The following is a 25,698-nucleotide window of genomic DNA, read 5'->3' on the forward strand; positions in this document are numbered from 1 at the left end:
CTGGGGAACTGTAATTTCCTGCCGAGGGAACTGGCGTTTCCTACGGTGGAGACCGGAGTTCCCTTATTAAAAAAATTTAGGAAACTGCAATAGTCTGACGAGCAACACAGTAACCTCTTTTCTGATTTTCCATTAATTAATCAACATATATCCATGAAAACACTTGATTTATTCAGCCTGAAAGGGAAAAAAGGCTTCATCACCGGAGCCGCACGAGGTATTGGCAAATGCCTTGCCGAAGCATTTACGGAAATGGGTGCTTCGATCGCCATTGTCGATATCGACATCGAGGAAGCAGAAAAGACAGCCGGAGAGCTGGCTGATCGCTATTCCGCACACACGATCGCTATCCGTTGCGACGTAACAGATGCAGAAGATGTCGAACGGATGATGGAGACATTTATCAAAGAGTACGGCACCATCGATTTTGCCATCAACAATGCCGGCATAGCAAACACCTATCCTGCCGAAGAGATCTCCTCCAAAGACTTCAAGAAAGTGGTCGACATCAACCTGAACGGAGTTTTCCTAACCGCACAGGCTGCTGCCCGCCAAATGATCAAAGAAGGAAAAGCGGGAAGTATTGTAAACACGGCTTCGATGTCTGCCCATATTATCAATACGCCGCAAACGATAGCCAACTACTGTGCCTCTAAAGGCGGTGTTCTCCTGCTGACCAAGGCGCTGGCTGTGGAATGGGCCCAATATAATATACGCGTCAACTGTGTCAGTCCGGGATATATGGCGACTGAACTGGTTGCCGAAATGAAGAATATGCACGAAGGATGGATATCGAAAATACCCGCCGGACGCCTCGGTGTCCCCGAAGACCTGGTCGGAGCCTACTTATACCTGTTAAGCGATGCCGCACGCTACACGACAGGAACTGATTTAATTGTCGACGGCGGTTACACCAGCTTATAATATCATGGACACTAACACACCTATTATATCCTCCCGGGAAATTGCACGCCTGATCGACATCAGTGCCGTTCGTGCAGATTCCACCCGCCAGGATGTGGAAGACATTATCGAAGCGGCCATAAAGCATAACTTCGTCTGTGTCTTCCCCATGCCCGGCATGCTCCCTCTCGTTTTTGAGAAATTGAAAAACCATCCGCAGACCGGTATCGGCGGAGTCGTAGGCTTCCCCTCCGGTGCGGAGACAACAACCTGCAAACTATTCCAGGCGCAGGAACTGAAAAAAGCCGGTTGTAACGAGATCGATATGGTTCTGAACATCGGCAAGCTAAAATCAGGTATGCTGACCGAAGTGGAAGATGAGATCAGGCAGATCAAAGCAGAAGTATCTCCCCTCCCGCTGAAAGTGATCATGGAAGTAGCTCTTCTCACAGACGAAGAGATAAAAATAGCCTCTACCCTTATCCTGAGAGCCGGAGCCGATTATATCAAAACCGGAACGGGATGGGCGGGAGCTACTACGCTCCATCATATCGCCCTGATCAAAGAGATGGTCGGAGATGCCATCCGGCTGAAAGTAGCCGGTGGAGTCCGCACACTCGACACACTTCTGGAAATGCACCGGCTGGGTGTCAGCCGTTTCGGCATCGGTTACAGATCGGCTCTCCACATTATGGAAGAATGCATAAACAGGGAAGCCCATGAGTGAAAAAGTTATAGCTTACGACCTGGGAACCGGAGGAATAAAAGCCTCCCTGTTCAACCGGGACGGCGAAACACTGCATTCCGTCTTTATCCCCTATCCTACCGCCTATCCGCAACCCGGCCGACAGGAACAGGCGCCCGACGATTGGTGGCAGGCCATTATCCATTCCACCCGGCTTTTGTCGGAAAAGACGAAATGCGATAAAAACGATATCGTAGCCCTGGCCATTTCCGGACACAGCCTCGGAGTCGTCCCGATAGGAAAAGACGGTAACCTGTTGCTTACCTCCACCCCGATCTGGTCTGACCGCCGGGCAACGGAGGAAGCCGGAATATTCTTTTCCCGAACCGATTACAAAGAATGGTACGAAACGACCGGCAACGGATTTCCGCCGGAATGTTACTCGATCTTTAAGATTATGTGGTATAAAAAACATTTCCCGGAACAGTACGCGGCAACGGATAAGGTGATCGGCACCAAGGATTACTGTAATTACCGCTTTACCGGCAGACTCTGCACGGACTATTCGTACGCATCCGGAAGCGGAGTTTTCGACCTGGAAGCATGGGATTACAAACAGGAATATATACAGGCTTCAGGTATCCGTCCGGACCTCTTCCCGGAAATACTGGACTCCGACGCAGTGATCGGCACGATTACCCCGGAAGCCTCTCTCGAAACCGGTTTACCCACACATGTCAAAGTGATATGCGGCGGCGTGGATAACTCCTGCATGGCACTGGGCAGCAAAGGCATCAAACCTTCCCGGATTTACACCTCACTCGGTTCGTCTGCCTGGATCGCCCTGATATCCGAAAAACCGGTGTTGGACTTCGACAAAAAGCCGTATGTCTTCGCCCATGTCATCAAGGGAATGTTTGCCTCTGCAACCTGCATATTCTCGGCAGGAAGTAGTCTGCAATGGGTACGCGACACCCTTTGTCCCGATTTGCTGGTGATCGAAGAACAAGGGGGAGAAAATGCCTACACCGCCATGAATAAACTGGCGGAAGCATCTGCTCCGGGATCGAACGGCCTGCTGTTCAACCCCAGTCTGGCAGGCGGATCGAGTATCGAACCTAGTCCGGATATGACAGGTGCCTTCACCGGACTAAGATTAGGAAACACCCGTGCCGACCTGATCCGGGCGACAATGGAGGGCATTGCCCTGAACCTGCGCATCGCCCTGGACCTGTTCCGGAAATACCATACCGAATTCACAGATATGCTATTCGTCGGAGGCGGTACAAAAAGTAATTTCTGGATGCAGCTCTTTGCCGACATTTACGAACTGGAAATCGAAAAGACGAATATCGGACAGGAGGCCGCTTCACTCGGAGCTGCCGCGCTAGCCCTGAAAGGAACCGATCTTTGGAACAGTTACGACAGGATCGACAGCTTGCATCAGACACAACACCGGTTCCTGCCTGATCCGCGGCATCAGGCAATCTACCGGCAAGCACTCTCGAACTTCAAGGCGCTTGTCGATCATATAGCTTCCCTGAACAGTATTAACAAACAAATGAATGAACAATGAATGTAAAACGATTCACAGTATCCCTGTTGATCTCCGCCTTATTAACAGGCGGATTCACCGGATGCGACACAAACAAAAGTAAAGACAACATGGAACAGATTAAAGAAAAGGTATTTACCAAGAAGTACACCAACGCGGATTTTTATGTAGACGGAAAGTTCAATGGCGAGGTTGCCCTGAAAGCCTACCTCGAAATGTTTGAGTTTTACGGAGTTCCCTTTACCGATTTCATGAAAGAGAACATGTGGATATCCGACTTCGGCCTGGGAGATTTCGAACATGCAGGCATGGCGGGTGTGTTTTGGGTAAACGATCCTGTCAACCGTCATTTCGGACACGAAATATACCTGCTGCCCGGACAGATGATCCCCGAACACCGTCACGTAGCGACCACCGAATATCCGGCTAAGTTCGAATCGTGGATGGTACGTAACGGATCGGCTTATAACTTCGGAATAGGCGACCCGACACCCGACCCACCGGCATTACCCGAAAGTCAGAAAGAAGCCATCACCGTCTCCAACTTCGTTTATATGAAAGTCGGCGATATCCTTCCGCTTAAAGAGCTTCTCTCCCCACATTTCCTGCGTGCAGGCGATAACGGTGCGATCATTTCTGAATTCGGAACGTATCAGGATGGGAACGGACTGAAATTCACTAATCAGAAAGCCGTTTTCACAGATGTGCTTCGCCCTTAAACAAACAGGTGGCCGTATATAACTCTATACGGTCACCACAAAACGGTAAGTCATTCTCACACGAGACAGTGAGTCGTCCTCACAAACCTTACCGGTTATTCTTGATCAGGTTCATAAATTCCTCACGGGTCTTTGCCTGCTGGAAGAAACCGGTGAAGTCTGAAGTCGTTGTCAGGGAATTTTGTTTTTCCACCCCCCGCATTTGCATGCACATATGCTGTGCTTCGATCACAACCATTACACCCAGCGGATCGAGTGTCTGCTGGATACAATCTTTGATCTGCATCGTCAAGCGCTCCTGTATCTGCAAACGGCGGGCAAAAATATCCACCACCCGGGGAATCTTACTCAAACCGGTAATATATTTCTTAGGGATATAAGCGACATGGGCTTTTCCGAAGAAAGGTAGCATATGATGTTCGCAAAGAGAGAAGAAATCAATATCTTTTACAATGACCATCTGCTTGTAATCCTCTTCCTGAAACATGGCAGAAGCCAATACTTTGGCAGGGTCTTCGTTGTATCCTTTGGTTAAAAACTGCATCGCTTTGGCTACACGTTCCGGCGTTTTGAGCAGACCTTCACGTTCGGGATCTTCACCTAGCAAACCAAGTATTTGTTTATAATGGCCCGCCAGTTCTTCGCGTTCCGCCAAAGTCTTTGCATCTATTTCTTTTGTCATTTCTGTGTTATCTATAATGGAATGCGAAAGGGTTTCCGCACTTATTAATTCAGAGGGATTCTTACTTCTTCTTTTACAATATACATTTCTTTTCCGAATGAAGGGAAAGCAGTCATCAACAAGCGCTGCATATGATAAGCCTCTTCATGTGAACGGAAATCGCCTACACGCAATTTCCAGAACGGAGCGGTATAGGTTACATAAGTCGGAACAGTCGGAAAAAGCTCCTTGATCATCTTTTCTTTCTCAAACGCTTCATCTTTCGACTTACGCTGGCTATTACCGGAAAACACCTGCGTACGGAATCCTTGTATCTTCAGGAAAGCAGTGCTGTCCGTCTTCTCGACATTATCACCGTACATACGCACGCCGATCATCTTACGAAGTGCCTCCGGCTGGTTCACAATCACGTCGCCTTTACCCGGCTTCGATGTTTGCAGGTCGTCAAAGATCGTCTGTGCAGATCCGTCCGTACTTGTCTGTGCAGACGCTCCGGTCACACAGGCCAGCAACATGAATAATAAAGCGATACAAGGGAAATTCTTCATTGTGATCAATTTTTGTGTTAAAATCGAGAGGGAGGGAACAAATGTTCCTTCCCTACAGGATGATATCATTAAAATGCTTCAACGATCGGCATGAATTTATCAACAGCCAGAGAAGCACCACCGATCAGACCACCGTCTACGTTCGGTTTAGAGAACAATTCCTTAGCGTTACCGGCATTTGCGCTACCGCCATACAGGATAGTACAATCATCAGCAACCGTGTTGCCGTATTTAGCAGCCAGTGTTGCACGGATATGAGCGTGGATTTCTTCAGCCTGTTCAGCTGTAGCAGTTTTACCTGTTCCGATAGCCCAAACCGGTTCGTAAGCCAATACGATCTTACCGAAATCTTCAGCAGAAAGATCGAATAACGATTCTTTGATCTGTGCGTCTACAACTTCGAAATGTTTGCCAGCTTCTCTTTCTTCCAGAACTTCACCGATACAGAAGATCGGAGTCAGACCGTTAGCCAGAGCCAATTCAACTTTAGTTTTCAGGATAGCCGGAGTTTCGTGGTAATAAGCACGTCTTTCAGAGTGACCCAGGATCACATATTTAGCACCTGTAGAAGCAACCATAGCAGCTGAAACTTCGCCAGTGTAAGCACCTTTTTCCTTATCTGCGCAGTTTTCAGCAGCTACACCGATCTTATCAGTATCGATAGCAGCAGCAATGCTTGCCAAATGAGTGAACGGAGTACCGATGATTACATCACAGTTGATAGCTTTGCCTTTCAGGGCTTCGTTTAATCCTTTTGCTAATTCCAGGCCTTCCTGAAGAGTAGTGTTCATCTTCCAGTTTCCTGCAACAATATTCTTTCTCATGACTTAATTAATTAAATATATAAATACAATAAAATCTTTTATTCTGCCATCACTTTCCGTCTCCGGCGGAAACGGAAAAAGTCATATACCCAAACGAGCAGCAAAGGTACGGTAAAAGTCGATAAGATGGTAACAAGCCAGCCATCTTCTTTTTCTTTTGTTTCACTCAGGTTCAGATGTTCTTCTATGACGGACTTTACATGTTCCTCATCGGGGATATCGTTGTAATGCCATTTAGCCAACACCGTACCGTCTTTCAACAGCACCAGGCCGGGATTGGAACGGATAATCGTTTTCAACAGCACTTCGTCTGCCATACGGAACGGATATTCGGCTCCGGTATTGTCGCTCCATTCGTCGATCATTTCAGGAGAAGAACCGGTCACGCAAAAGAACGGCAATTCATGTTCGAGCGCATAATCATACACGCCGTTTATTTCATCTATCTTTTCGTCGTCTGCCTTTTCCAGTTTCGGGGCTATCAGCAAAAGGACCGGTTGCGGGTTATGCAGTATATCGCCGGTCACGTCGTCGCCTTCCCCGTCATAGATGTTAAAGGAAGCCACAGGAGGCTCATATCCTTTCTTTATCAGTTCAGTCTTCGATTCGACAAAAGTCCAGGTACTGTCATCTGAAGGATAATTATCCAATGAAAACTCCTTCATCACTCCCTCTTTCTCATAGACAAAAGTGTACTTATACTCGTCTTCAGGCGCCCCTTCCGGAATAGACATCAATCCGGGTATATTCGCCCCGATCTTATACGGACGGAAATCCAGCACCGGCAGATGATTGTAATTCCAGTAAGCAAAACCTATACAGAAAAAGTAGGAGAACAATGCCACGAACCAGTAAACCTTATAGGTAAAACACTGGAACATCTTGCCGCAGTTCATAAAGACCATGATAGCAGCAGCCGACAACACCAGGTTCTTAAAGAAGGTTTCCCAGTTGGAAATAACGATCGCATCCCCGAAGCAACCACAGTCGGAAACCGGATTGAACAGGGCCAGATATAATGTCAGCGGCGTCATAAACGCCATGAAAAGTAAGACCAGAAAAGAGTTATAGCGGCGATATACTCCCAAAAGCATACAGACTCCCATTGCAAACTCGGCAGCCGAAAGGGCAAAAGAAGCGAGGACGGTAAAAGGCTGCAACATATCCAATCCGAAAGAAGTCAGATAATCGCCTATCTTAATGGCACCTCCCACCGGATCGACCGCCTTTACAAAACCGGAGAAAATAAATACGACTCCGATCAGCAGACGGCTACACTCTGTCAGTATCTTTATTGCAGTCTCTTTATAGTTCATATATTAGTCTTCGCCGTATTCCAGTTTGATCAAACCGAACAGGGCGTAATTGATCATATCCATATAATTGGCATCCACACCTTCCGAAACGATAGTTTTACCACCGTGGCTCTCGATCTGCTTGGTACGGTAGATCTTCATCAGGATTAGGTCGGTATAGGAACTGATACGCATGCTGCGCCAGGCTTCGTCGTAATCATGGTTCTTGGCATACATCAACTCTTTGGTCTCCGTAATGTATTTATCATACAATGCCAATGCTTCCTCGTTCGTCATATCCGTGGTATCCGAAAAGCCTTTGGCCAGTTGGATCAACCCGATCACACCATAATTCACGATAGCGACAAATTCCGGACGTATCCCTTCATCCACCATGCTCACCCCTTTGATCTCGAGGCTGCGAATACGGTTTGCCTTAATAAATATCTGGTCGGTCAACGACTGGGGACGCATGATCCGCCACGAGGGACCGTAATCTTTCAACTTCTTTTCGAACAACTCCCGGCACTGGGAGATCACTTTCTCGAACTGTTCTTTCGTATCAGCCATATACTAAATATATTATGCCGCAAAGATAGTAAAAAAACAACAAAGGCACAGATGTAGTTTCCATCTGTGCCTTTCCTTTATCTTAAAAATAACTTATTTACAGCGGATGGAACGCCCTAATTTTAATACTGTTGTTTTAGATATACCGTTCATTTCACACAACTTGCTGACAGTTGTTCCGTATTTCGAAGCCAAAGCCCCTAGCGTATCGCCACTCTTGATACGATGATAAACAGCCTCTGTATCCTGATTGGCAGGAGCATTTCCAGTAAGTGAAGCAACCGGAGTTACAGCCTCCACAGTTGTTGTCTTAGTCACTTTTGCCACCGTTGTTGCTGCTTTTTCAGTAGCTGGTTTTACCTCCGTTTTAGCAGCTACGCTCGAACTTCTGCCTGCACTGCAACGAATAGACTGGCCCAAACGAAGCGTGGAGGTACTCTTGATTCCATTCAAACGGCAAAGTTCGTTCACGGTTGTTCCGTACATACGGGCAATTTTACCCAGCGTATCGCCCGATTTTACCCGGTGATAAACCATCTGGTCACTGGAGGAAGTATAGATATTACTCTTGCGTCCGTTAATCTTTATATTATGGAATACATATGTATCCTGATGAGGTACAGAGTTTTCAAAATCAATAATGTCGGCCGGATTGATAGCCTGTCCCAGGAAGCGGGTTTCAAAGTGAAGATGAGAACCGGTAGAACGTCCGGTATTTCCTCCTAATGCGATCGGATCACCTGCGCGTACGATATCGTTTACATCGACAAGCGATTTGGACAAGTGTCCGTAAACTGTTTCCAGTCCGTTCGGGTGACGAACCACCAGGTAATTACCGTATCCACGGCGTTCGAAATTACGGATACGAACCTTTCCGTCAAATGCCGCACGGATCGTATCGCCTACCTGAACCTTCAGGTCAATACCTTTATGCATGCGACGGCGGCGAGGACCATATTTGGAAGTAACCCGTGTCATTGTATCGATAGGAAGAACGAATGTCGAACAATCTATAGCGCATGAATCAGGCATATCCACCTTAGAAGTACCACGAAAAGGATCTACCCAACGGGTATCCCAGTTCGAGCCGTATAACTCGTCGGCCGGAAACAGGAGGGATTCTTTATCCGCCAGTGTTTCATCAACACGGGCATTGATCTCTGCCAGTTCTTTCAAACCCATATCTTTACGGATAGTGACCCGGTCAGCCATCAGTTCAGATACGCGTTTATCCATTTTTACTATATGTATAGTCTGCTTTGGAGTATCTTTCCCTTCAGGGTCCTTAGCCGATACGGCCGATACCATAAGGGTAGTACAACAAATAAAAAGTAGTGTTCTTATCTTCATTTTTATCATTTTTCGAAATGGAATCCAGGAGTAAAACAGGCCCTGAAACAGACCCTATTTTTTTCAAATCGACCAAAGTTCGTTATTTTGAGCAAGTTGACAAAATTCAATCCGGAAAAATTTCCGCAATGAAAGTGAAGAAATTCAAAACCACGATTGAATTTCACTGAAAAACAACCACTTAGAAGAAAACATGTTTCACAACATATCAGCTAATCATTCCCCAGTTTATCTTTCTTGCAAAAAGCGTTTTTAACCTTTCGTTCAAAATCCGGTTAGGTTCGGACAGTAACTCAGGATCTTTGTCAAGAACTTCCAGCGCAATATCACGGGCATATTGAAGTATCTGCCCATCGGCTGCCAGGTTTGCAATTTTCAGGTCGAGTCCCTCTCCGCTCTGCTGTGTCCCTTCCAGGTCGCCATGTCCCCGGAGGCGGAGGTCAGCCTCGGCTATCTCAAATCCGTTATTACTGTTCACCATTATTTCCAGGCGTTTACGGGTATCATTACTTAGTTTATAAGAAGAGACCAGGATACAGTAGGATTGTTCCGCACCGCGTCCGACCCTGCCACGCAGCTGGTGTAGCTGCGACAATCCGAAACGTTCGGCACTCTCGATCACCATCACAGAGGCATTTGGAACATTCACTCCCACTTCGATAACTGTGGTAGCCATCAATATCTGCGCTTCTCCGGTTATGAATTTCTGCATCTCCGTCTCCTTATCCGCCGCTTTCATCTTCCCATGTACCATACAGACCTTATATTCGGGGAAAACCTCTTTAAAGGTTTCGAACCCGTCTTCCAGATTCTTATAATCCAGCTTCTCACTTCCTTCGATCAGTGGATACACCACATATACCTGACGTCCCAACTGAATTTCCTTCCGAAGAAAATCGTACAGCTGGGCCTTTTTATTGTCGTAGCGATGCACGGTCTGGATCGGCTTACGTCCCGGAGGCAGTTCGTCGATAACGGAAACATCCAGGTCGCCGTATAATGTCATGGCGAGCGTCCGGGGAATCGGGGTTGCCGTCATCACCAAGACGTGAGGCACGATAGCATTCTTCTTCCACAAACGGGCACGCTGTTCTACGCCGAAACGGTGTTGTTCATCGATAATAGCCAATCCCAGTGAAGAGAAAACAACCGTCTCTTCGATCAGGGCATGTGTACCGATTACAATCTGTATTTCGCCGCTGGCTATAGCCGGCAGTATTGCGTTACGCTCTTTCTTTTTTGTCGATCCGGTCAGTAACGCGACGCGGATATCCATATCTTTCAGAAACTCCATGACAGTGGCATAATGCTGGGTAGCCAGTATTTCTGTCGGAGCCATCATACATGCCTGGCAATGGTTATCGACAGCCAGCAGCATAGAAAGCAAAGCGACCAATGTCTTTCCGCTTCCCACATCTCCCTGCAACAGGCGGTTCATCTGCCGTCCGCTTCCCATATCAGCACGGATTTCCTTTACCACCCGTTTTTGTGCGCCGGTCAGTTCAAACGGGAGATAGTCTTTATAAAACGTATTGAAATAATCTCCGACAGTAGGAAAAACAATCCCTTTCAATTTCAACTTACGCAAGCTGGCGGTACGGAGAATATTCAATTGTATAAAAAAGAGTTCGTCGAATTTCAGGCGCAACTGTGCCAGTCTCAGCTTCTCTGTCGATTCAGGGAAATGGACATTGCGGATCGCTTCATTCAACGGCATCATCCGGATACGCGACAAGACATCCGCCGGTAACGTTTCAGGTAGATTCCAGTTCAACGAACTTAGCAAGGTATATTGCAGATTTTGGATCGCCCTCGAATTGAGGAACGATTTCTTCATCTTCTCCGAGGTATTATAAAAAGGTGTCAGGCCGGCTGCCACCTGGTCTGCCTGATCCACCGGGTCGATATCGGGGTGGGGAATATTGTAGATGTGCCCGAATTCGGTGGGTTTCCCGAAAACGATATATTCAGTCCCCGTCTTATATTTATCAGTCACATAATTAAGACCTTTAAACCAGACCAGGTCGATCGTTCCGGTACCATCGGTAAACTTTGCCACCAATCGCCGGGTCCGCCCTTCTCCCACCGTGTCATAATACAGGATACGTCCTTTCAACTGGATATAAGGCATGTTCCCTGTTATTTCGGAAACCTTATAAAACCGGCTGCGATCGATATATTTATATGGGAAATAAAACAACAAATCCTCATACGAAGATATCCCGGCCTCTTTCCGTAATATCTCCGCTTTCTTCGGGCCTACACCCGGCAGATACATAAGGGATCGTTTGTCTAAATCAAGCATATCTGTCTATTTGGACAGCGAATTTATTATTTTTATGGTCACCATGCAAATTTATCAGCTATCGTATTATTGATATTACGTTTTTGAACAGATCTTCAGGAATAAAAAAATTAAGCCTCACTCAAGTTCTCGAATTAATTTTCTACATTTACAACCTTACAAAAAAGAAATATAATAATTTATGCATGTGAATGACGTACAAAAGACATTCAGAAATATACACAGAATCATAAAGAATATACAATGAAAACAAAGAATCTATTCGGACTATTACTATTCATATGTACAATCAGTTTCGTTTGTTGCAATGACGAAGACAACACGGAACCGGCATATCGCTTAGAATTATCCGAAAACACGTGTGAAGTGATGCAAGGACGCAGCAGTTCCATCAATTTGATTTCCAATGAAAACACGACACTGAATATAGCCGATCCTGAACTGATCGATGCCGCTTACATATGGGGCAGTCATGATAATTTCACTGCTGCCATCGAAATCACAGGCAAGCAGAAAGGCGAAACCAGCATTATCGTTACCGACCATGAAACAGGAGAATCAGCCACAATAAAGGTGAAAGTAACAGAATATCCGATGCCGCGGATCGCCGTAAAACAGCCTAAAGGAAACATTTTCGATCTTATGGATTTTTATATCTATAATGAAGGGACACAGCCGATAGTATTAAAAGAACTCGATGCCGTATGCGATTCAATAGTCTGGACGGTAAAGGAACAGAACGGCAGTTATCAGGTATTCCATCACAAAGCAGATGAAGGTTACCATGAAGACCATCTGAGTATGGGATGGGGACACTGTTTCAAATTTCCCGGCGAGTATGAAGCCTACCTGACCGCATGGAAAGAGAACAAGGTGGTTTCCCGTGACTCACTTGATATAACGATCACTGATGACAAGGATTTTTTGGGTTATAACTGGGCAGATATTACAAAAACCTCACAGGCATGGACATCATATGCCGATGTACTAGGCAGCAGCCCTGACCTGATGGTTACATCCGGCCTGAACGGTACTGTTCCATCTGTTGAAGTGAAAGTTTTCAACGAGGACAATATCCAAAGCTACAACGAGCTTTACAACTATTTCTGCAAACTCTATTCCCAGCCTACGTATGACGATCAAAAGGAAAAGCAGAAGATATTCAAACTGTATGATGAGCTGTTTTCGGAACAGAAAAAATACCCCAGTGACTATCCTTGTGCCATTTGGGTGACCGAACGTGTCAATTTCGTTTTGTTGATGCTTGAAGATGGGTCCCAATATGCAATTTATGCAGAACCGGCCCGGCCATGATGTAAATTTATCAGTTATCATTTATGGGTATTACATTCAATTCTTTTAGAAGTACAAGTTTTTCAACATTTTTCATAACTTTGCCCCTCATAAAGCAAAAGATTCTGATTATATGAAAAAGAGTATTTCTGGTATTATTACCTGTCTATTATTTACACTGACTTTTTTTAACGGTTGCAGCAATGATTCTGATGAAACGAAAGTAACCTATACCTATTCTCTATTGGTTGATTATACAGGCAAAGAATCTACAGGTGATTCAGATCCGGCACTTATCGCCATCGACAAGAAGATGGAAAATGCCAGGATACAAATCAATAACACATTTGCAGATTATTCACAATGGGAAGTTACAGGAAAAGGAGATACAAAAGAAGATGCGGAAAAAGATGCAGATTCGCAGGCTCTGACTGTCTTTAACCAATACAAGGATCAGATCGAAGACAAATTAAACCTGTTGGACAACGATTTTGCTCAATGGCGCAAGGAATATTCCGAACAGCTAATGACATCCACCGAAAACGGATACCGCAAATACACGTTAACGTATATGCTTAAAAGAGAAGAAAAAACTTCAAGTCAACCGAGTTACGGGAAAATTGTAGAACTCGGCAAGCAACATAAGCTCGAAGTTTATTCACAACAAAGCTACGAATAACAATACATTAATATTATATAGAAAAAAGCTGAGTATCTCACATTTTCAGTAAGATACTCAGCTTTTTTTATAACTTAAATTTGTATCCGACAGATATTCCAAACAGGAACTCCTGTTCATTTATACAATTCTGAAAGCAGTTGACACCCACAAAAACTCTTTTCATTTCGACTCCGACTTCTGCCGTGGCGCCTACCTGAACTTCCGACCCCGTACCAAAATAAGCACCTCCATTCAAACGAAGATTTGCCTTTTCCCTTAATGGAATATGGAATGATGCATAAACCGGGATATTAAAATCAATATCCCATGTATTCGAATTAGCGATTGCCGATCTATTTGCCGTATGCAGCAGCACTCCGGTCTGAATTGAAAATAACGCTGATTGCGGAAAATTTATATAGGCTCCCGCATGAAGCCCCCATACATCTCCTCCCATTATTCCAGTACGTGCCTCTATATCAGCGGCCTGCACATGATTAAAAACGGAGAACAATGCAATAACAATTAATACTAGTGTCTTTTTCATCATAATTCATTTATTTACAAAGTGTAAACGGGATAAATACAGATATATTACAATCGAAGATTTATCCCTATCAGTAAACTACCTCTCAATTGTGTATGACAACTCATTATCACCAAAAGGAAAAGAAATAATATAAGAATACGCATATTCAACGAAAAGGAAGTTTATAGGCTACATATACACTCCATGTTCTGTTTTTTAAATCATCAGCACCTCTAATAGGAAAAAAATCTGATAATTTAGAAATTCCCAAATCATACAATACTCCTATTTGTAAATCATACATAACTAATTCTATATTAAAACTACAACCAATATCCCAGCGATTCATACCAGGGAAAACCTTTCTTCCATAAGAGGATGTCTCAAAGGAGATAGATTCAAAAGGCCTTATACCTGCCTTATAAGTATTATCCAATCGCCCTATAGAACCTTTCCCTGAAAGTCCATAAGAAAAATAAGGCCCGCTTTTTAACCGGATAGATAAGTCTTTATACAAAGAATGACCTATCGACAACATCAAAGGTATTTTCATATATGTTGTTTTCAAATCCATAGATACCAAATCGGCATTTATCGGATATTCTGATATGTTTATAGTTCCTTTTATATTATTAGCCCCTTTTTGAGTAATATAAATTCCACTTTCTAATCCCCAAAAGGAAGAAAAATTATACAAAGCAGACACTCCTACATTATAAGAGATAAAAGACTGAGAAGACTCAATACCGGATAAAGAAGAAATATTAAACCCCACATTGGGTGATACAGATAGTTGTGAATGCAGTGATGTAAAATTCAATATACAAATAGAAATTATACAGAAAAATATCTTCATAACCTTTTATGTTAAAATGCTATACCCAAAGATACCCAAAAGCATCATTGATATAGCATTCTGTTTATATTTTATTTATCGGTAAGAATTGGCAGAGTATAAGCAACTCCATTCTCAGAGTACATTTTCCAAATACCCCATTCAGGTGTATTTACTTGAGCTATATTTTTTCTAGAGTTTATATATTCCCGATCCAAAATAGTTTCGACAATTTCATCATCATGATTTTGAAATGGTATTTTTGCATTTACCCCATAATCCTTCCCATTAAACTTAATACCTAAAGAAAACTCCCAGTTCTTAGTATCGCCATTGTCTTCTTCTATAATTTTCAAACCGCATTGGAGTTGTTCTTGCCTCCAACTGGTTATCAAAGGGGTTGTGAATGTCTTTATTTTACTTTTAGATATTTCTTTTCGCGACCAAGTTTTTCTTAGTTTTGTTACAGGAGCTTTCATTCCTCCCTCTATTTCGGGATATGCACATCGTACAACAATTTCAGAACCTCCAGCCAATACACCATCTAACTGTTTAAAAACCCTCATATTTTGAATATAAAAAGTATATATCAAATCAGGATCAGTCTTAGGTTCCCAAATGATATATCGTGGCTCCGGATGAATAATATTAGTATCAACAGGCTGATCAAATACAACTCCATTTTTTTCGTATATACCATTCTCAAAATCAGGTAAATTTTCATATCTTGTTTCGTTCCTGTTTATAATCCATACTGGATTTTCCGTAACATATACTTCATCTACAATTACTGTATCAATACTGATCGTACCATCAGCTTCCTTCACTTGCTTATAACCATAATTCCAATCTTCATTCCCATTTTCGGGATTAAATGTAATTACGGGCAATGTCTCACCATCCCAATCCTCTGAATAAGGCCAATAGATTTGAATATCATTTTGGGATAAGTATTCAAAAAAATCAGAAGAAGAAATTGATGATTTTAATAATGAATGAGATATTTTATCACTCATTTTTTGTATTAAACTTGAAGTATTCCCCATACGACATAACTTACTATTAGAGGGACTTAACATATCTGCAAATCTATATTCTTCATCTAATCCATAATTTACAGACCGATCAATTCCAATTTTCACTTCATTCATTATCGCTTGATCTATCTCTATAGATGCCAACAACTGAGCTACTGTCGAGTTTTCAACTATATTTCCTACCGATTTCGTTTTAAGATTTTGATCCGGAATAGACACACTTCCCAAATCCTCATTAGAGCAGGACACTATAGCTAACAAAGAGACTATAGCAACACACAATTTAAATACATTCATTACATTAATAATTAGTTAGTAGTTATTTATTTCAAAAAAACCTTGTAATTCTATCTCATCCAAGAATATATATAAGACATATTTACCTTTCCCGATCATAGGTAATGGCAGTACATATGTACCTTCCATTTTCACTTCATTATTATATATACTATTACCAGAAAAGTCAGTTATAATAACTTTGATATTTTCTTTACCATTCTTCAAGTCCAATGTCAATTCTCTACTCTCCTCATCAATAAAAACCTCTATAGGAGGTTGCGGAGACCTGAACTGATCTTTTAAAACAATTTCCTTTTTAGCAAAACCGGAAACCATTACACACAACAACAATACGACTAATATCGATCTATTCATATTCACTATCAAGATTAAAATTTCAGGGGCAAAGGTACAGGTCTAATCTTAAACAGAAGGCCGAAATCTATCAAAGGATATGTATGGGAACAAATACTCAATATCTGAATAAAGTACTAATAATCAAAGATCAAAATATCTAATACATATAAAAACATATGTATGAAGTATCAAATTACCCTTTTCGAAGCATCAAATCACAAGCCGAAAATAAACTCTTCTAATGTTGTATTGGTATTCTCCAATTTGCCTTTCTTCATGATACGATAACGTTTATGGCTGACAGAGGTAGGCTGGATATTTAAAAGAATAGATAATTGCTGACTGTTTAATCCAATTTTCAGCAAACAGCAAAAACGTATCTCATCTTCAGTTAGATTTGAAAAGCTATTTTGTAAGTTATCGATAAAGAACAAATAAGTAGTTTTTAATATTTCTTTTAATGTCAACCATTCCTGATCTGTTAACAAACACTTTTTAGCTTCTTCCACCGATTGAGAGTTTCTAATTATTTTTTTATAGACAGCAGAACTCTTCAATATATTTTCCCTGATCTTCAATATATCAGTACTTAATCCTTCTACTGCAAATTCCTTTTCTTGCAAGGTATAGTTCGCATCAGCTATTTTTTTCTGTTGATCAAGTATATATCTATTTTTTAAAGCAACTCTATATTTATATAATACAAACAAAAATAAGCTCACCAATAACAGAAAAATACAAACAATAAAAATTTCCTGATTTCTAATTTGCAACTCATTATTATCATTCAACAAATTTGCATAGTCATATCTTCTTTCTACTTTTAGAACATCTATCCGAGCTTTTAAATCCGCTATAGAATCTGCATAATTAGTATACTGTTCATAATAACCCAAAGACAAAGAATAATTTCCCTGTTCTTTTTCTAGTAAGTATAATTGATACAACAGGCCTCCCGTAAGTCTACGCTTCGCAGTACGATAAATAGAAGCCATTTCTATATACTCTCGTGCCTTTCCATATTCCTTTTTTCGTGTATATAAATCAACCAAAGCCAAATAAGTAGGAGCACTACCTGCTTTATCATAAGCAATCGATTGAAACAAGTATTTTTCTGCTAATGAATAATTACCCATTTCTTTATAGTTAATCCCCAAGCGGTTAGTTATAGAACTTAATAATAATGAATCATTCAGACTCAATGCCAATCGATAAGCCTTTTGGAACGATTCCGAAGCCTCACCATACTCTTCTTTTATGGTATAATTCGAACCGATATCACGAATCGAATAAATATAATTCAGGCTATCTCCTCCTCTTAGATAATATTCTCCGGATAGTTGATAATAGCGTTGTGCCTCATCGTAATTATCATCATAATCATGTAATCCGGCAATTTTATTATACAATTTCCCGACCAGCAAATATTTTTTCGCATTTTTCGCTATCTCTACCGCTTGTAAATAAGATTTCATAGCCCACTCAAAATCGGTCTCCTCCTCATAGGACATTCCCAAATACAACAGGCAATTCATCTTTTCTTCTTGCGAACCATGTTTTTCGTAATAAGTATTTGCCCTCTCCATTTGAGGGACAAACGGCATATCCTCACCTAACTGTTCGGATAAACCGGCATAGATCAAACAGAAATGAGCAAAGATTTTATCATTCAGCACATCCGGATTAGTAATGCTTTCTAAAAGAGAAAAAGCGCTATCCGGTTGTTCAATCCGGATCAACTCTTCCGCTTCCTTTATCTTTATACTGATCTCATTGTTACTTTTACATGAAAAGAACAAACAGAAAAGAATAAATAGTAGTATAGCGTTTTTCATATCAATACTTGTGTGCTGTTTTGAAATGCAATATCCGAATAAAAAGCCATACACACAAATTTACAAAAGTATTTTCAACACAAAAAATCCAACTAAAATACATTCATTGAAATATCAACAAGACACACATTACTATAAAATAAAACCATAATGCTTCCTTTTATATGCTTCCGATACCAACCATCTTACACAAAACAGATGAACCAGAAGAAGAATAAACACATAAATTAACATTAGACATATCAATAGCAATTCTCTACCTTCGTTTAAAGCAAATTTCAATCTCGTTTAAAACGAAATATTTTTCCTTTTAAACGAAATGGGACTTTATTTAAGGCTAAATTTTTGTTAATTACAGATGAGTAACTCTGTTTTTAATCACTTTTTCACGTTAAAACACCTGCTTTAGAACAGATTTATTTTCCAGAAAGAGTAACAACACCAACAAAAACAAAACAACAAATTCACACGAATATAAAACATCTTCATTCCCTCTTCCACATAATCATAAAAAAAACGATTCATAAAGCAACAATCATCCAACAAATATCAAAATAACGATATTCATAAACATCGTGTAAGATGAATAAAAAGTTCCACTCTCCATAAACAATACATACAAGCCACAGACAAAAGAGTTCATTTTACATTTTGATATTTCTATTCTCAAAATTGGACACAAATACTGACAAACCTTAGAACCTGTTTATTAAATATATATTCTTAGGTATACTATCAAAAAGTCAATTCAAGCCAACAAGAAAGAAATAAGTCATATACTCGATACCATAAAATCACGAACATCATACATTTTGTATCATACAAAATGTATGATACTCTTTGCCTATCGGCACAAACCTTGCCGCCCTATCGACAGTCGGTATAGTTTTGGATTTTGACAATTTTCTTGTCAAATCTGACACAAGTACAGGTTCGCTATTTGAGCATCGACAAAAATCATATACATTTGTCGCAATCCATCTAGAACTAAACTTTGTCGATATGAAACTTAAATCCGGTATTTCAATTCTTTTGTCATTTCTTTTTGTTTTGACAGCAAATGCAACTCTTACCCCTGTCAGGCTCACCTGCGAATACCTGGTCGATCCCTCCGTTATAGATGCCCGGCATCCCCGGTTGTCGTGGATCAATACAGCCGCTCCCGGTGAACGAGGACAACAGCAGACCGCCTATCAGATACGGGTTGCTTCATCGGCCGAGAAACTGAAAAAGGAACAGGCCGACCTTTGGGACAGTGGTAAGAAAAAAAGTAGCCAGTCCTTTCTGGTTCGTTACGAAGGAAAGCCGTTACAATCGAGACAGGAATGCTGGTGGCAAGTCCGCGTTTGGGATGCCAACGGAAAAATATCGGACTGGAGTGAACCTGCCCGCTGGAATATGGGATTGCTGAATGCCGATGAATGGAAAGCACAATGGATCGGTGCGCCCTGGCAAAGCGAAGAAGCCACGGCAAAATCGGCAGACAAAACACTTCCTCCTGCCCCACTCTTCCGAAAAGATTTTACCGTTTCCAAAGAAATAGCTTCAGCAAAAATCTATATCAGTGGATTGGGTTATTTTGAATTATATCTGAACGGAGAAAAAGTCGGCAACGACGTTCTGGTTCCCAACCAAACCAATTATGGGAAACGGGACGACCTGGATGTGACCCGTGTGACCCTCGACGATAATTTCAAAGGCTATAATGTACTCTATCTCTGCTACGACCTGAAAGAAGCATTAAAACAAGGTAAAAATGCACTCGGCTGCCTGTTAGGTAACGGCTTTTATAATGCAGCGCTAAGCTGGACGATGCCCTACGGATCGCCACGCCTGATCGCACAGCTACATATCGGCTACACCGACGGCAGCGAGGAGGTCATCACATCGGACACTTCCTGGAAAGTATCGCGTAGCGCCATTGTCTTAGATGGAATTTACCAGGGAGAACATTATGACGCCCGGCTGGAACAGCCGGATTGGTGCTCACCGGACAAACCGGCTGACGGATGGGAGTCTGCCGTCGTACGGAAAGCGCCGGAAGGTGAACTACAGGCACAGATGTCTCATTCCGACAAGGTTATGGAAGTCTTGAAACCGAAAAAGATCACACGACTGGAAAACGGGAATTACAAAGTCGATTTCGGGGAAGAAATATCCGGCTGGGTACATCTGCATAATATGCAGGGAGAAGCCGGCCGGAAAGTGGAAATCCGTTATATCTGTGAATCGCCGAACGGTTCCAACTCTTATACGATGAAAGGAGACGGACCGGAATCGTATGCCGCCCGCTTTACCTGGTTTGTCTTCCGGGAAGCAGAGATTATCAACTGGCCGGGTGAACTCCGGGAAAATAACCTGACAGCGGAAGCTGTATATACGGAGCTTGAGACGACCGGACATTTCGACTGCTCAAACCCGCTTTTCAACCAGATCAATAAGATATGGAGACGAAGCCTGACAGACAACTCGCACGGCAGTATTATCAGCGACTGTCCCCATCGGGAGCGTTCCGCCTATACCGGCGACGGACAGGTGGCTTGCGTCACCGTCATGCATAATTATGATGCCGCAGCTTTATATACCAAATGGATCAAAGACATATTGCTTGCCCAGAACAAAGCGACCGGTTATGTTCCGAACGGCGCACCCTGGCAACCCGGCTGCGGAGGCGGCGTGGCATGGGGAGCAGCTATGAACATTATGCCGTGGGAGTTTTATCAGCATTATGCAGATAAAGATTTGCTGGCTGCCAATTATACCGGAATGAAAGAACAGCTCCGGTACATGCAAACCTGGGTAGATTCCGACGGCATCATGCTTTCGCAGATAAAAAGCAACGGAAACGTCAGCGAATGGCACAACCTGGGAGAATGGTGCCCAGCAGACGGATTCCCTCCGAAAGACCTGGTTCATACATTCTATCTCTGGCGTTGTGCCGATCTTACGGCAAAAGCGGCATCAGCACTGGGAGAGAAAAAGGATGCAAGCCTTTTCTCCGCTCTGGCAGAGAAAACACGGCAGGCTTTCCACAAACGTTTCTATAATCCGGAGACTAAAACGTATGGTCCTTCAGGCAGCAATATCTTCGCTCTGGTGATGGGAGTTCCGGATGAAGTAAAGAAAGATGTACAGGAAACGGTACGGGAAGAAGTGCGTGCCCATAACGGACACTTATACACAGGTATTTTCGGTACTCAATTCTTTTTTGAGACACTGGCAGACAACGGGATGAATGAACTGGCTTATGAAGCCATGGATAAAAAAGACATGCCCGGTTACGGCTGGTGGATTTCCCAGGGTGCCACTACCACCTGGGAGGAATGGAACGGTAACAATTCCCGGAATCATCCGATGTTCGGCGGCGGTTTCACCTGGTTCTACCGGAAACTGGCGGGTTTGAACACTGATCAGAAGGAAGTGGGCTACAAACATATCATCATCAAACCGTGTCCTCCCGAAGCTATTTCTTATGCAACTTATTCAACCCGTACTCCGTATGGTGTTGCCGGCGTAGACTGGAAAAAACAGGAGAAGAGTTTCAAAATGGATGTGGAAGTTCCGGTCGGAAGTCACGCCACGGTTTATCTTCCGGTTATTTCCGGAAAAACAGTGAAAGAGAGCGGTAATGCTATCCATAAAGTAAAAGGAATCAGTTTTAAAGGTATACAGGATGGATATGCTGTGATGGAAGTGCCATCCGGAAAATATAGCTTTGAAACGGATTAAAAAAGAAGCCCCCCTTTTTACTTTACAGAAGAAAATAACGCTTCTGCTATCAGCAAATCGAACGGTGTCGTTAGCTTGATATTCTCACGATTTCCGGGAACCAGCTGAACCGATATCCCGGCAGCCTCAACAACAGATGCATCATCCGTGAAAAGGGGGGTAAAAGGCTGCTCGTATGCTTTTAATAATATGTCACTGCGAAAAACCTGTGGTGTCTGTACCGCAACATACCGTCCGCGATCTACCGGATGCGACTCGTTTCCGTCCGTCTCGCGCAATGAATCGATCATAGGCAACACAGGGATTGCCGCCCCACTTTGTTCTGCTTCCGCAAAACAGCTGCCGATCACTTCGGAAGAGACAAACGGGCGTACGCCGTCGTGCACTGCAACCAGGGCTTTTTCATTCCTCCCGGATGTATTTCCAATTTCTTCCGAAAGGAATTGCAATCCGTTCCGGACGGAATGAAAACGCGTCTCGCCTCCATTCGCTATCCGGTGAGGTGCTTTACACCCGATCTCCCGGCAAAGCATGTTCCAATAAGGTTGATGGTCTTCGGGGAGGACCAGTATCAATTCTGCCGAAGCATCCCAACGGTGAAATGTTTCCAAGGTATGCATCAGGATGGGTTTCCCTTCCAGCGGGATAAACTGCTTAGGCAGATCCCCTCCCATCCGGAGTCCTTTTCCCCCGGCTACGATCAATACATATTTACGCATCACTCCAGTTCCTCCAGAACCTTTTTTACATCTTCATCCACCTTATACAGTTTCTCTTTACACAGCTTGATTAAACGGGTTGCCTCCTTCACTTTCTCGGAGAGTATATCCACATCCAATTCGCCGTTCTCTATATCGGCAACGATCTTCCGCAGTTTTTCAACCGCTTCATTGTATGTTTCCTCTTTCTTTGTCATATTTCTGAATGATTTATTTTTTAACGATACTCTTCACCTCACCATCCGCAAACCGCGTGACCAGCTCGTCACCGGAACTCAACTCGGTTGCATGTTTGATGATTTTACCATCTTTCAGCGCCAGGCTGTATCCCCGTTTCAGTACATAGTCGGGAGAAGCCATTTTGATAAACTGCTCTGTCAGTTGGATAAAACGGGCATCTTCCGCCAAACGGGAAGTTACACGGTTCTGCAATTGCATCTGCATACTTTCCAAAGCCGAACGACGGCGAAGCAACATGGCAGAAGCAGACGCCGGCAGCTTATTTCCGACCATTTGCAGAAATGACCGGTTACGTTCGATCCGGTTCGTTACGATCACCGGCAGACGCGCGCCCAGTAATTGCAGGAAATTCTTCTGCTTCAGCAGTATATTATTAGCCAGTTCGCAGACATCCTGTTGAAGTTCTTCCAGTTCTCCAGCGGCGGCATCCATACGGCCGATCAGGAACTCAGCCACTGCTGTAGGCGTTTTCATCCGTGTATGGGCAACCATATCGAGAATGGTGTCATCGCGCTCATGCCCGATACCGGTTATCACAGGTAGCGGAAACTGGGCACAGTTAGCCGCCAGCAGATAGGAATCGAAACTATTCAGATCCGATGTGGAACCACCTCCGCGGATGATCACGACCACATCAAAACAGTCGATATGATGATAAATACGGTCGAGTGCAGCAATAACCGACTCTTCCGTCCTTTCTCCCTGCATCAGCGCAGGGAATAGTTTTGTATAGAAGGAATAACCGGCTTTATTACCCGCCAGCTGATTCAGAAAATCCTCATAACCGGCAGCCGTAGGTGAAGTAACGACGGCAATACGTTTCGGCAGGACAGGGAACGGTAGTTCCTTATTCAGCGTAAACACGCCTTCCTCCTTCAACTGACGGATGATCTCCATCCGCTTCCGCAACATATCCCCCAACGTATAGGCCGGATCGATATCCAACACTGTCAGGCTATATCCATATAACTCATGGAACTCGACGGATACTTTTACCAACACTTTCAACCCGGAAGCAAACAACTGTCCGGTCTCCATCTCGAAATAAGGTTTCAGCATCCGGAACGTCTTTGCCCATATCGAGCCGCGTGCTTTGGCTACCAGTTGTCCGGTTACCGGATTTTTCTCGATGAACTCCAGATAACAATGCCCGGAAGATGCATTTGTCCGCACATCGCTCATTTCCGCCCGTACCCAGCAGGTACCGGGAAATGCCTCACTGACAGCGACGTGAACCAGATTATTCAGTTCCAGCAAAGAGAACTCCCTGCGTTCATTTCCCGTATACTCCGGATTAATGTTCAGCCCTGGCATATTGCGTTCCTTTCTTATAGGCTTTATATATATTCGGAATGCCATACCCCAGTTCAGCATCAGGGCGTTTGGCCTGGCTCGATACCTCCTGCAATAAGGCTATGATTTCTTTGTTGCTTAATCCGGGCAATGCCTGCCACAAGCAGACCCCCATCCCTGCCAATATAGGGGTCGCAAAGGATGTTCCGCTGGCATACCGTATATTTCCCTGCGGATCGATCACACAGCTACCTGATCCCAGCGCGACAACATCCGGTTTCACACGATAATCGGCTGTAAAACCGACGGAACTGAAAACACTCTTTTTCTTTTCTTCCGTGACAGATCCTACCGTCAGGATATCCGAAGCATCCGAAGGAAAGGTAATCTTCCCCCAGCTACCGTTGCCTTCATTTCCTGCACTACAGAACATCAGGATACCTTTCTGGCCAGCCAGATGGGCGGCCTGGCTGATCAGCGAACTCTTCCCGTCGAGGGCAGCCTGGTCGTAAGATAACTCGTCCGCATCGAAAGCAAAATAACCTAATGAAGAAGAGATCACATCCACTCCCACGCTATCAGCATATTCGACGGCCGCCGCCCAATAATCTTCTTCTATCGGATATTCCGAATCGCTGTCTTCACTCTTGATCAGCAAATAAGACGCCTTAGGGGCTGTTCCCACCATTATACCAGGCATATTGGCAGCCATACAGGATAATACTTTCGTCCCGTGATCATCAGCCTCATAAACGCTACGCCCGGGATAAATCACATTGTGCGTCCCGATCAGTTGCAGGGAATCGAATACACAGATACGGTCGACATTCTGGAAACCGGCGTCGATCACTGCAACACGCATTCCTTCTCCCCTGAATCCGGCTTCATGCAATTTGACACCGTTCAACATTTTGATCTGGTTTTCCGCATATCCGTATTTTTCTTTCAGAGGCGTATCGGATGGAACAAGGCGTATCTCCTGATCGTCTTCCTGGGCCGGAACAACATCATTGCTTCCTTTCCAGACCCATTTTACCGAATCGACCATTGCCAGCCCTTTGAGCCGGTCGGCAACAGTACTGTCCTTACTGGCGACAACCACAGTGGAAAGCCATTTGCTCTGCACTACCGGTTCTCCCCCGGTAGCAGCCAATGTATCCAGATAAGCCCGGGCAATAGGAAGATCGGAGACAGTAACAGGGGTTCCCGACTTTTTACGCCGTTGTATGGATTCTTTCGACAGGAATGCTTCCGGTTCGTCTACAGAAAATCCGGAATCGCCTTTATCTTTCAGGTAAACACGAAAACAATAGCTTTCTCCGGCAGTGAGCCACGAAGAAAAGCAGCATAACAAAACAAACAGTCCTATATATTTTTTCATGGGAACATATAACTCAACCCTACAAAAGTAGTAATTGCCGTGGATATAAAAAAGCCCGGCAACTCACAAGGAGG

The 25,698-nt window shown here is 43.5% G+C and carries 23 protein-coding genes; 7 read left to right on the plus strand and 16 right to left on the minus strand.

Going from position 1 to position 25,698, the window contains the following annotated elements; translation table 11 throughout:
* Nucleotides 1–153: 153 nt before the first annotated feature.
* The 4 genes from DWX23_RS06280 to DWX23_RS06295 are packed head-to-tail and all read left to right on the plus strand — an operon-like array spanning nucleotide 154 to nucleotide 3,862.
* Nucleotides 154–924, plus strand: coding sequence for an SDR family oxidoreductase (locus tag DWX23_RS06280; protein WP_122373829.1), 771 nt, complete (start codon nucleotides 154–156; stop codon nucleotides 922–924).
* 4 nt (nucleotides 925–928) lie between these two features.
* Nucleotides 929–1,630: a deoxyribose-phosphate aldolase gene (deoC, locus tag DWX23_RS06285; RefSeq protein WP_122373830.1), complete on the plus strand. Its 702-nt coding sequence runs from the start codon at nucleotides 929–931 to the stop codon at nucleotides 1,628–1,630.
* Complete coding sequence (locus DWX23_RS06290) at nucleotides 1,623–3,164, plus strand: FGGY-family carbohydrate kinase (protein ID WP_122373831.1); 1,542 nt, start codon at nucleotides 1,623–1,625, stop codon at nucleotides 3,162–3,164. Before deoC ends, DWX23_RS06290 begins: the two co-directional genes overlap by 8 nt.
* On the plus strand, nucleotides 3,161–3,862 hold the full coding sequence (locus DWX23_RS06295; protein WP_122373832.1) for a hypothetical protein: 702 nt from the start codon (nucleotides 3,161–3,163) through the stop codon (nucleotides 3,860–3,862). Before DWX23_RS06290 ends, DWX23_RS06295 begins: the two co-directional genes overlap by 4 nt.
* An 88-nt stretch (nucleotides 3,863–3,950) precedes the next feature.
* Here DWX23_RS06295 and folE read toward each other — a convergent pair whose 3' ends face one another.
* From folE to recG, 7 genes are all read right to left on the minus strand, one after another.
* Nucleotides 3,951–4,544, minus strand: coding sequence for a GTP cyclohydrolase I FolE (gene folE / locus DWX23_RS06300; protein ID WP_122373833.1), 594 nt, complete (start codon nucleotides 4,542–4,544; stop codon nucleotides 3,951–3,953).
* A gap of 44 nt (nucleotides 4,545–4,588) precedes the next feature.
* Entirely contained in the window at nucleotides 4,589–5,092 is a 504-nt protein-coding gene (locus DWX23_RS06305) for an SPOR domain-containing protein (protein WP_122354364.1), read from the minus strand.
* 68 nt (nucleotides 5,093–5,160) lie between these two features.
* Nucleotides 5,161–5,916, minus strand: coding sequence for a triose-phosphate isomerase (gene tpiA, locus DWX23_RS06310; protein ID WP_075555680.1), 756 nt, complete (start codon nucleotides 5,914–5,916; stop codon nucleotides 5,161–5,163).
* A gap of 38 nt (nucleotides 5,917–5,954) precedes the next feature.
* The gene (locus DWX23_RS06315) at nucleotides 5,955–7,232 is read right to left on the minus strand and encodes a BT_3928 family protein (RefSeq protein WP_122373834.1); all 1,278 of its coding nucleotides are present in this window, start codon (nucleotides 7,230–7,232) and stop codon (nucleotides 5,955–5,957) included.
* 3 nt (nucleotides 7,233–7,235) lie between these two features.
* A complete protein-coding gene (locus DWX23_RS06320; protein WP_122373835.1) occupies nucleotides 7,236–7,781 on the minus strand; it encodes a DUF1599 domain-containing protein in 546 nt (181 codons plus the stop codon).
* A 93-nt stretch (nucleotides 7,782–7,874) separates the two neighbouring features.
* Nucleotides 7,875–9,131 carry a M23 family metallopeptidase gene (locus DWX23_RS06325; RefSeq protein ID WP_122373836.1) on the minus strand — a complete coding sequence of 419 codons (1,257 nt, stop codon included), beginning with the start codon at nucleotides 9,129–9,131 and terminating at the stop codon, nucleotides 7,875–7,877.
* Nucleotides 9,132–9,339: 208 nt separating this feature from the next.
* The gene (gene recG, locus DWX23_RS06330) at nucleotides 9,340–11,436 is read right to left on the minus strand and encodes an ATP-dependent DNA helicase RecG (RefSeq protein ID WP_122373837.1); all 2,097 of its coding nucleotides are present in this window, start codon (nucleotides 11,434–11,436) and stop codon (nucleotides 9,340–9,342) included.
* A 243-nt stretch (nucleotides 11,437–11,679) separates the two neighbouring features.
* On the opposite strand from recG, the gene DWX23_RS06335 reads away from it, so the two are divergent.
* The gene (locus tag DWX23_RS06335; RefSeq protein WP_122373838.1) at nucleotides 11,680–12,750 is read left to right on the plus strand and encodes a pilus assembly protein N-terminal domain-containing protein; all 1,071 of its coding nucleotides are present in this window, start codon (nucleotides 11,680–11,682) and stop codon (nucleotides 12,748–12,750) included.
* Nucleotides 12,751–12,862: 112 nt separating this feature from the next.
* Nucleotides 12,863–13,408 (plus strand): hypothetical protein, encoded by a 546-nt coding sequence (locus DWX23_RS06340; protein ID WP_122373839.1) that lies wholly within the window; start codon nucleotides 12,863–12,865, stop codon nucleotides 13,406–13,408.
* 67 nt (nucleotides 13,409–13,475) lie between these two features.
* On the opposite strand, the gene DWX23_RS06345 is transcribed toward DWX23_RS06340, so the two are convergent.
* From DWX23_RS06345 to DWX23_RS06365, 5 genes are all read right to left on the minus strand, one after another.
* A complete protein-coding gene (locus DWX23_RS06345; RefSeq protein WP_122373941.1) occupies nucleotides 13,476–13,937 on the minus strand; it encodes a hypothetical protein in 462 nt (153 codons plus the stop codon).
* Nucleotides 13,938–14,085: 148 nt separating this feature from the next.
* Nucleotides 14,086–14,775 (minus strand): porin family protein, encoded by a 690-nt coding sequence (locus DWX23_RS06350; protein ID WP_122354373.1) that lies wholly within the window; start codon nucleotides 14,773–14,775, stop codon nucleotides 14,086–14,088.
* Nucleotides 14,776–14,846: 71 nt separating this feature from the next.
* Nucleotides 14,847–16,088 carry a hypothetical protein gene (locus DWX23_RS06355; protein WP_122373840.1) on the minus strand — a complete coding sequence of 414 codons (1,242 nt, stop codon included), beginning with the start codon at nucleotides 16,086–16,088 and terminating at the stop codon, nucleotides 14,847–14,849.
* A gap of 15 nt (nucleotides 16,089–16,103) precedes the next feature.
* Nucleotides 16,104–16,445: a DUF3244 domain-containing protein gene (locus tag DWX23_RS06360; RefSeq protein ID WP_122373841.1), complete on the minus strand. Its 342-nt coding sequence runs from the start codon at nucleotides 16,443–16,445 to the stop codon at nucleotides 16,104–16,106.
* Between the two features lie 197 nt (nucleotides 16,446–16,642).
* The gene (locus tag DWX23_RS06365; protein WP_122373842.1) at nucleotides 16,643–18,262 is read right to left on the minus strand and encodes a tetratricopeptide repeat protein; all 1,620 of its coding nucleotides are present in this window, start codon (nucleotides 18,260–18,262) and stop codon (nucleotides 16,643–16,645) included.
* Nucleotides 18,263–19,264: 1,002 nt separating this feature from the next.
* Between DWX23_RS06365 and DWX23_RS06370 the strand changes: the two genes are divergently transcribed.
* Complete coding sequence (locus DWX23_RS06370) at nucleotides 19,265–21,991, plus strand: family 78 glycoside hydrolase catalytic domain (RefSeq protein WP_122373843.1); 2,727 nt, start codon at nucleotides 19,265–19,267, stop codon at nucleotides 21,989–21,991.
* 17 nt (nucleotides 21,992–22,008) lie between these two features.
* Here DWX23_RS06370 and DWX23_RS06375 read toward each other — a convergent pair whose 3' ends face one another.
* Genes DWX23_RS06375 through DWX23_RS06390 form a run of 4 tightly spaced genes read right to left on the minus strand, consistent with a single transcriptional unit; the run spans nucleotide 22,009 to nucleotide 25,624 of the window.
* Nucleotides 22,009–22,710: a 2-C-methyl-D-erythritol 4-phosphate cytidylyltransferase gene (locus tag DWX23_RS06375; RefSeq protein ID WP_122373844.1), complete on the minus strand. Its 702-nt coding sequence runs from the start codon at nucleotides 22,708–22,710 to the stop codon at nucleotides 22,009–22,011.
* Entirely contained in the window at nucleotides 22,710–22,907 is a 198-nt protein-coding gene (xseB, locus tag DWX23_RS06380) for an exodeoxyribonuclease VII small subunit (protein ID WP_122354377.1), read from the minus strand. The genes DWX23_RS06375 and xseB overlap by 1 nt, the downstream gene beginning before the upstream one ends.
* A 13-nt stretch (nucleotides 22,908–22,920) precedes the next feature.
* Complete coding sequence (gene xseA / locus DWX23_RS06385) at nucleotides 22,921–24,264, minus strand: exodeoxyribonuclease VII large subunit (RefSeq protein WP_122373845.1); 1,344 nt, start codon at nucleotides 24,262–24,264, stop codon at nucleotides 22,921–22,923.
* Nucleotides 24,245–25,624 (minus strand): S8 family serine peptidase, encoded by a 1,380-nt coding sequence (locus DWX23_RS06390; protein ID WP_122354379.1) that lies wholly within the window; start codon nucleotides 25,622–25,624, stop codon nucleotides 24,245–24,247. The genes xseA and DWX23_RS06390 overlap by 20 nt, the downstream gene beginning before the upstream one ends.
* Between the last annotated feature and the right edge of the window lie 74 nt (nucleotides 25,625–25,698).

Origin of the sequence: Parabacteroides sp. AF18-52 (assembly GCF_003479145.1) — a bacterium.
GTDB lineage: Bacteria > Bacteroidota > Bacteroidia > Bacteroidales > Tannerellaceae > Parabacteroides > Parabacteroides faecis.

Bases quoted from the DNA above. Each gene is read 5' to 3' on its own strand.
- DWX23_RS06280 (WP_122373829.1), top strand. From the start codon at position 154: ATGAAAACACTTGATTTATTCAGCCTGAAAGGGAAAAAAGGCTTCATC.
- deoC (WP_122373830.1), top strand. From the start codon at position 929: ATGGACACTAACACACCTATTATATCCTCCCGGGAAATTGCACGCCTG.
- DWX23_RS06290 (WP_122373831.1), top strand. From the start codon at position 1,623: ATGAGTGAAAAAGTTATAGCTTACGACCTGGGAACCGGAGGAATAAAA.
- DWX23_RS06295 (WP_122373832.1), top strand. From the start codon at position 3,161: ATGAATGTAAAACGATTCACAGTATCCCTGTTGATCTCCGCCTTATTA.
- folE (WP_122373833.1), bottom strand. From the start codon at position 4,544: ATGACAAAAGAAATAGATGCAAAGACTTTGGCGGAACGCGAAGAACTG.
- DWX23_RS06305 (WP_122354364.1), bottom strand. From the start codon at position 5,092: ATGAAGAATTTCCCTTGTATCGCTTTATTATTCATGTTGCTGGCCTGT.
- tpiA (WP_075555680.1), bottom strand. From the start codon at position 5,916: ATGAGAAAGAATATTGTTGCAGGAAACTGGAAGATGAACACTACTCTT.
- DWX23_RS06315 (WP_122373834.1), bottom strand. From the start codon at position 7,232: ATGAACTATAAAGAGACTGCAATAAAGATACTGACAGAGTGTAGCCGT.
- DWX23_RS06320 (WP_122373835.1), bottom strand. From the start codon at position 7,781: ATGGCTGATACGAAAGAACAGTTCGAGAAAGTGATCTCCCAGTGCCGG.
- DWX23_RS06325 (WP_122373836.1), bottom strand. From the start codon at position 9,131: ATGAAGATAAGAACACTACTTTTTATTTGTTGTACTACCCTTATGGTA.
- recG (WP_122373837.1), bottom strand. From the start codon at position 11,436: ATGCTTGATTTAGACAAACGATCCCTTATGTATCTGCCGGGTGTAGGC.
- DWX23_RS06335 (WP_122373838.1), top strand. From the start codon at position 11,680: ATGAAAACAAAGAATCTATTCGGACTATTACTATTCATATGTACAATC.
- DWX23_RS06340 (WP_122373839.1), top strand. From the start codon at position 12,863: ATGAAAAAGAGTATTTCTGGTATTATTACCTGTCTATTATTTACACTG.
- DWX23_RS06345 (WP_122373941.1), bottom strand. From the start codon at position 13,937: ATGAAAAAGACACTAGTATTAATTGTTATTGCATTGTTCTCCGTTTTT.
- DWX23_RS06350 (WP_122354373.1), bottom strand. From the start codon at position 14,775: ATGAAGATATTTTTCTGTATAATTTCTATTTGTATATTGAATTTTACA.
- DWX23_RS06355 (WP_122373840.1), bottom strand. From the start codon at position 16,088: ATGAATGTATTTAAATTGTGTGTTGCTATAGTCTCTTTGTTAGCTATA.
- DWX23_RS06360 (WP_122373841.1), bottom strand. From the start codon at position 16,445: ATGAATAGATCGATATTAGTCGTATTGTTGTTGTGTGTAATGGTTTCC.
- DWX23_RS06365 (WP_122373842.1), bottom strand. From the start codon at position 18,262: ATGAAAAACGCTATACTACTATTTATTCTTTTCTGTTTGTTCTTTTCA.
- DWX23_RS06370 (WP_122373843.1), top strand. From the start codon at position 19,265: ATGAAACTTAAATCCGGTATTTCAATTCTTTTGTCATTTCTTTTTGTT.
- DWX23_RS06375 (WP_122373844.1), bottom strand. From the start codon at position 22,710: ATGCGTAAATATGTATTGATCGTAGCCGGGGGAAAAGGACTCCGGATG.
- xseB (WP_122354377.1), bottom strand. From the start codon at position 22,907: ATGACAAAGAAAGAGGAAACATACAATGAAGCGGTTGAAAAACTGCGG.
- xseA (WP_122373845.1), bottom strand. From the start codon at position 24,264: ATGCCAGGGCTGAACATTAATCCGGAGTATACGGGAAATGAACGCAGG.
- DWX23_RS06390 (WP_122354379.1), bottom strand. From the start codon at position 25,624: ATGAAAAAATATATAGGACTGTTTGTTTTGTTATGCTGCTTTTCTTCG.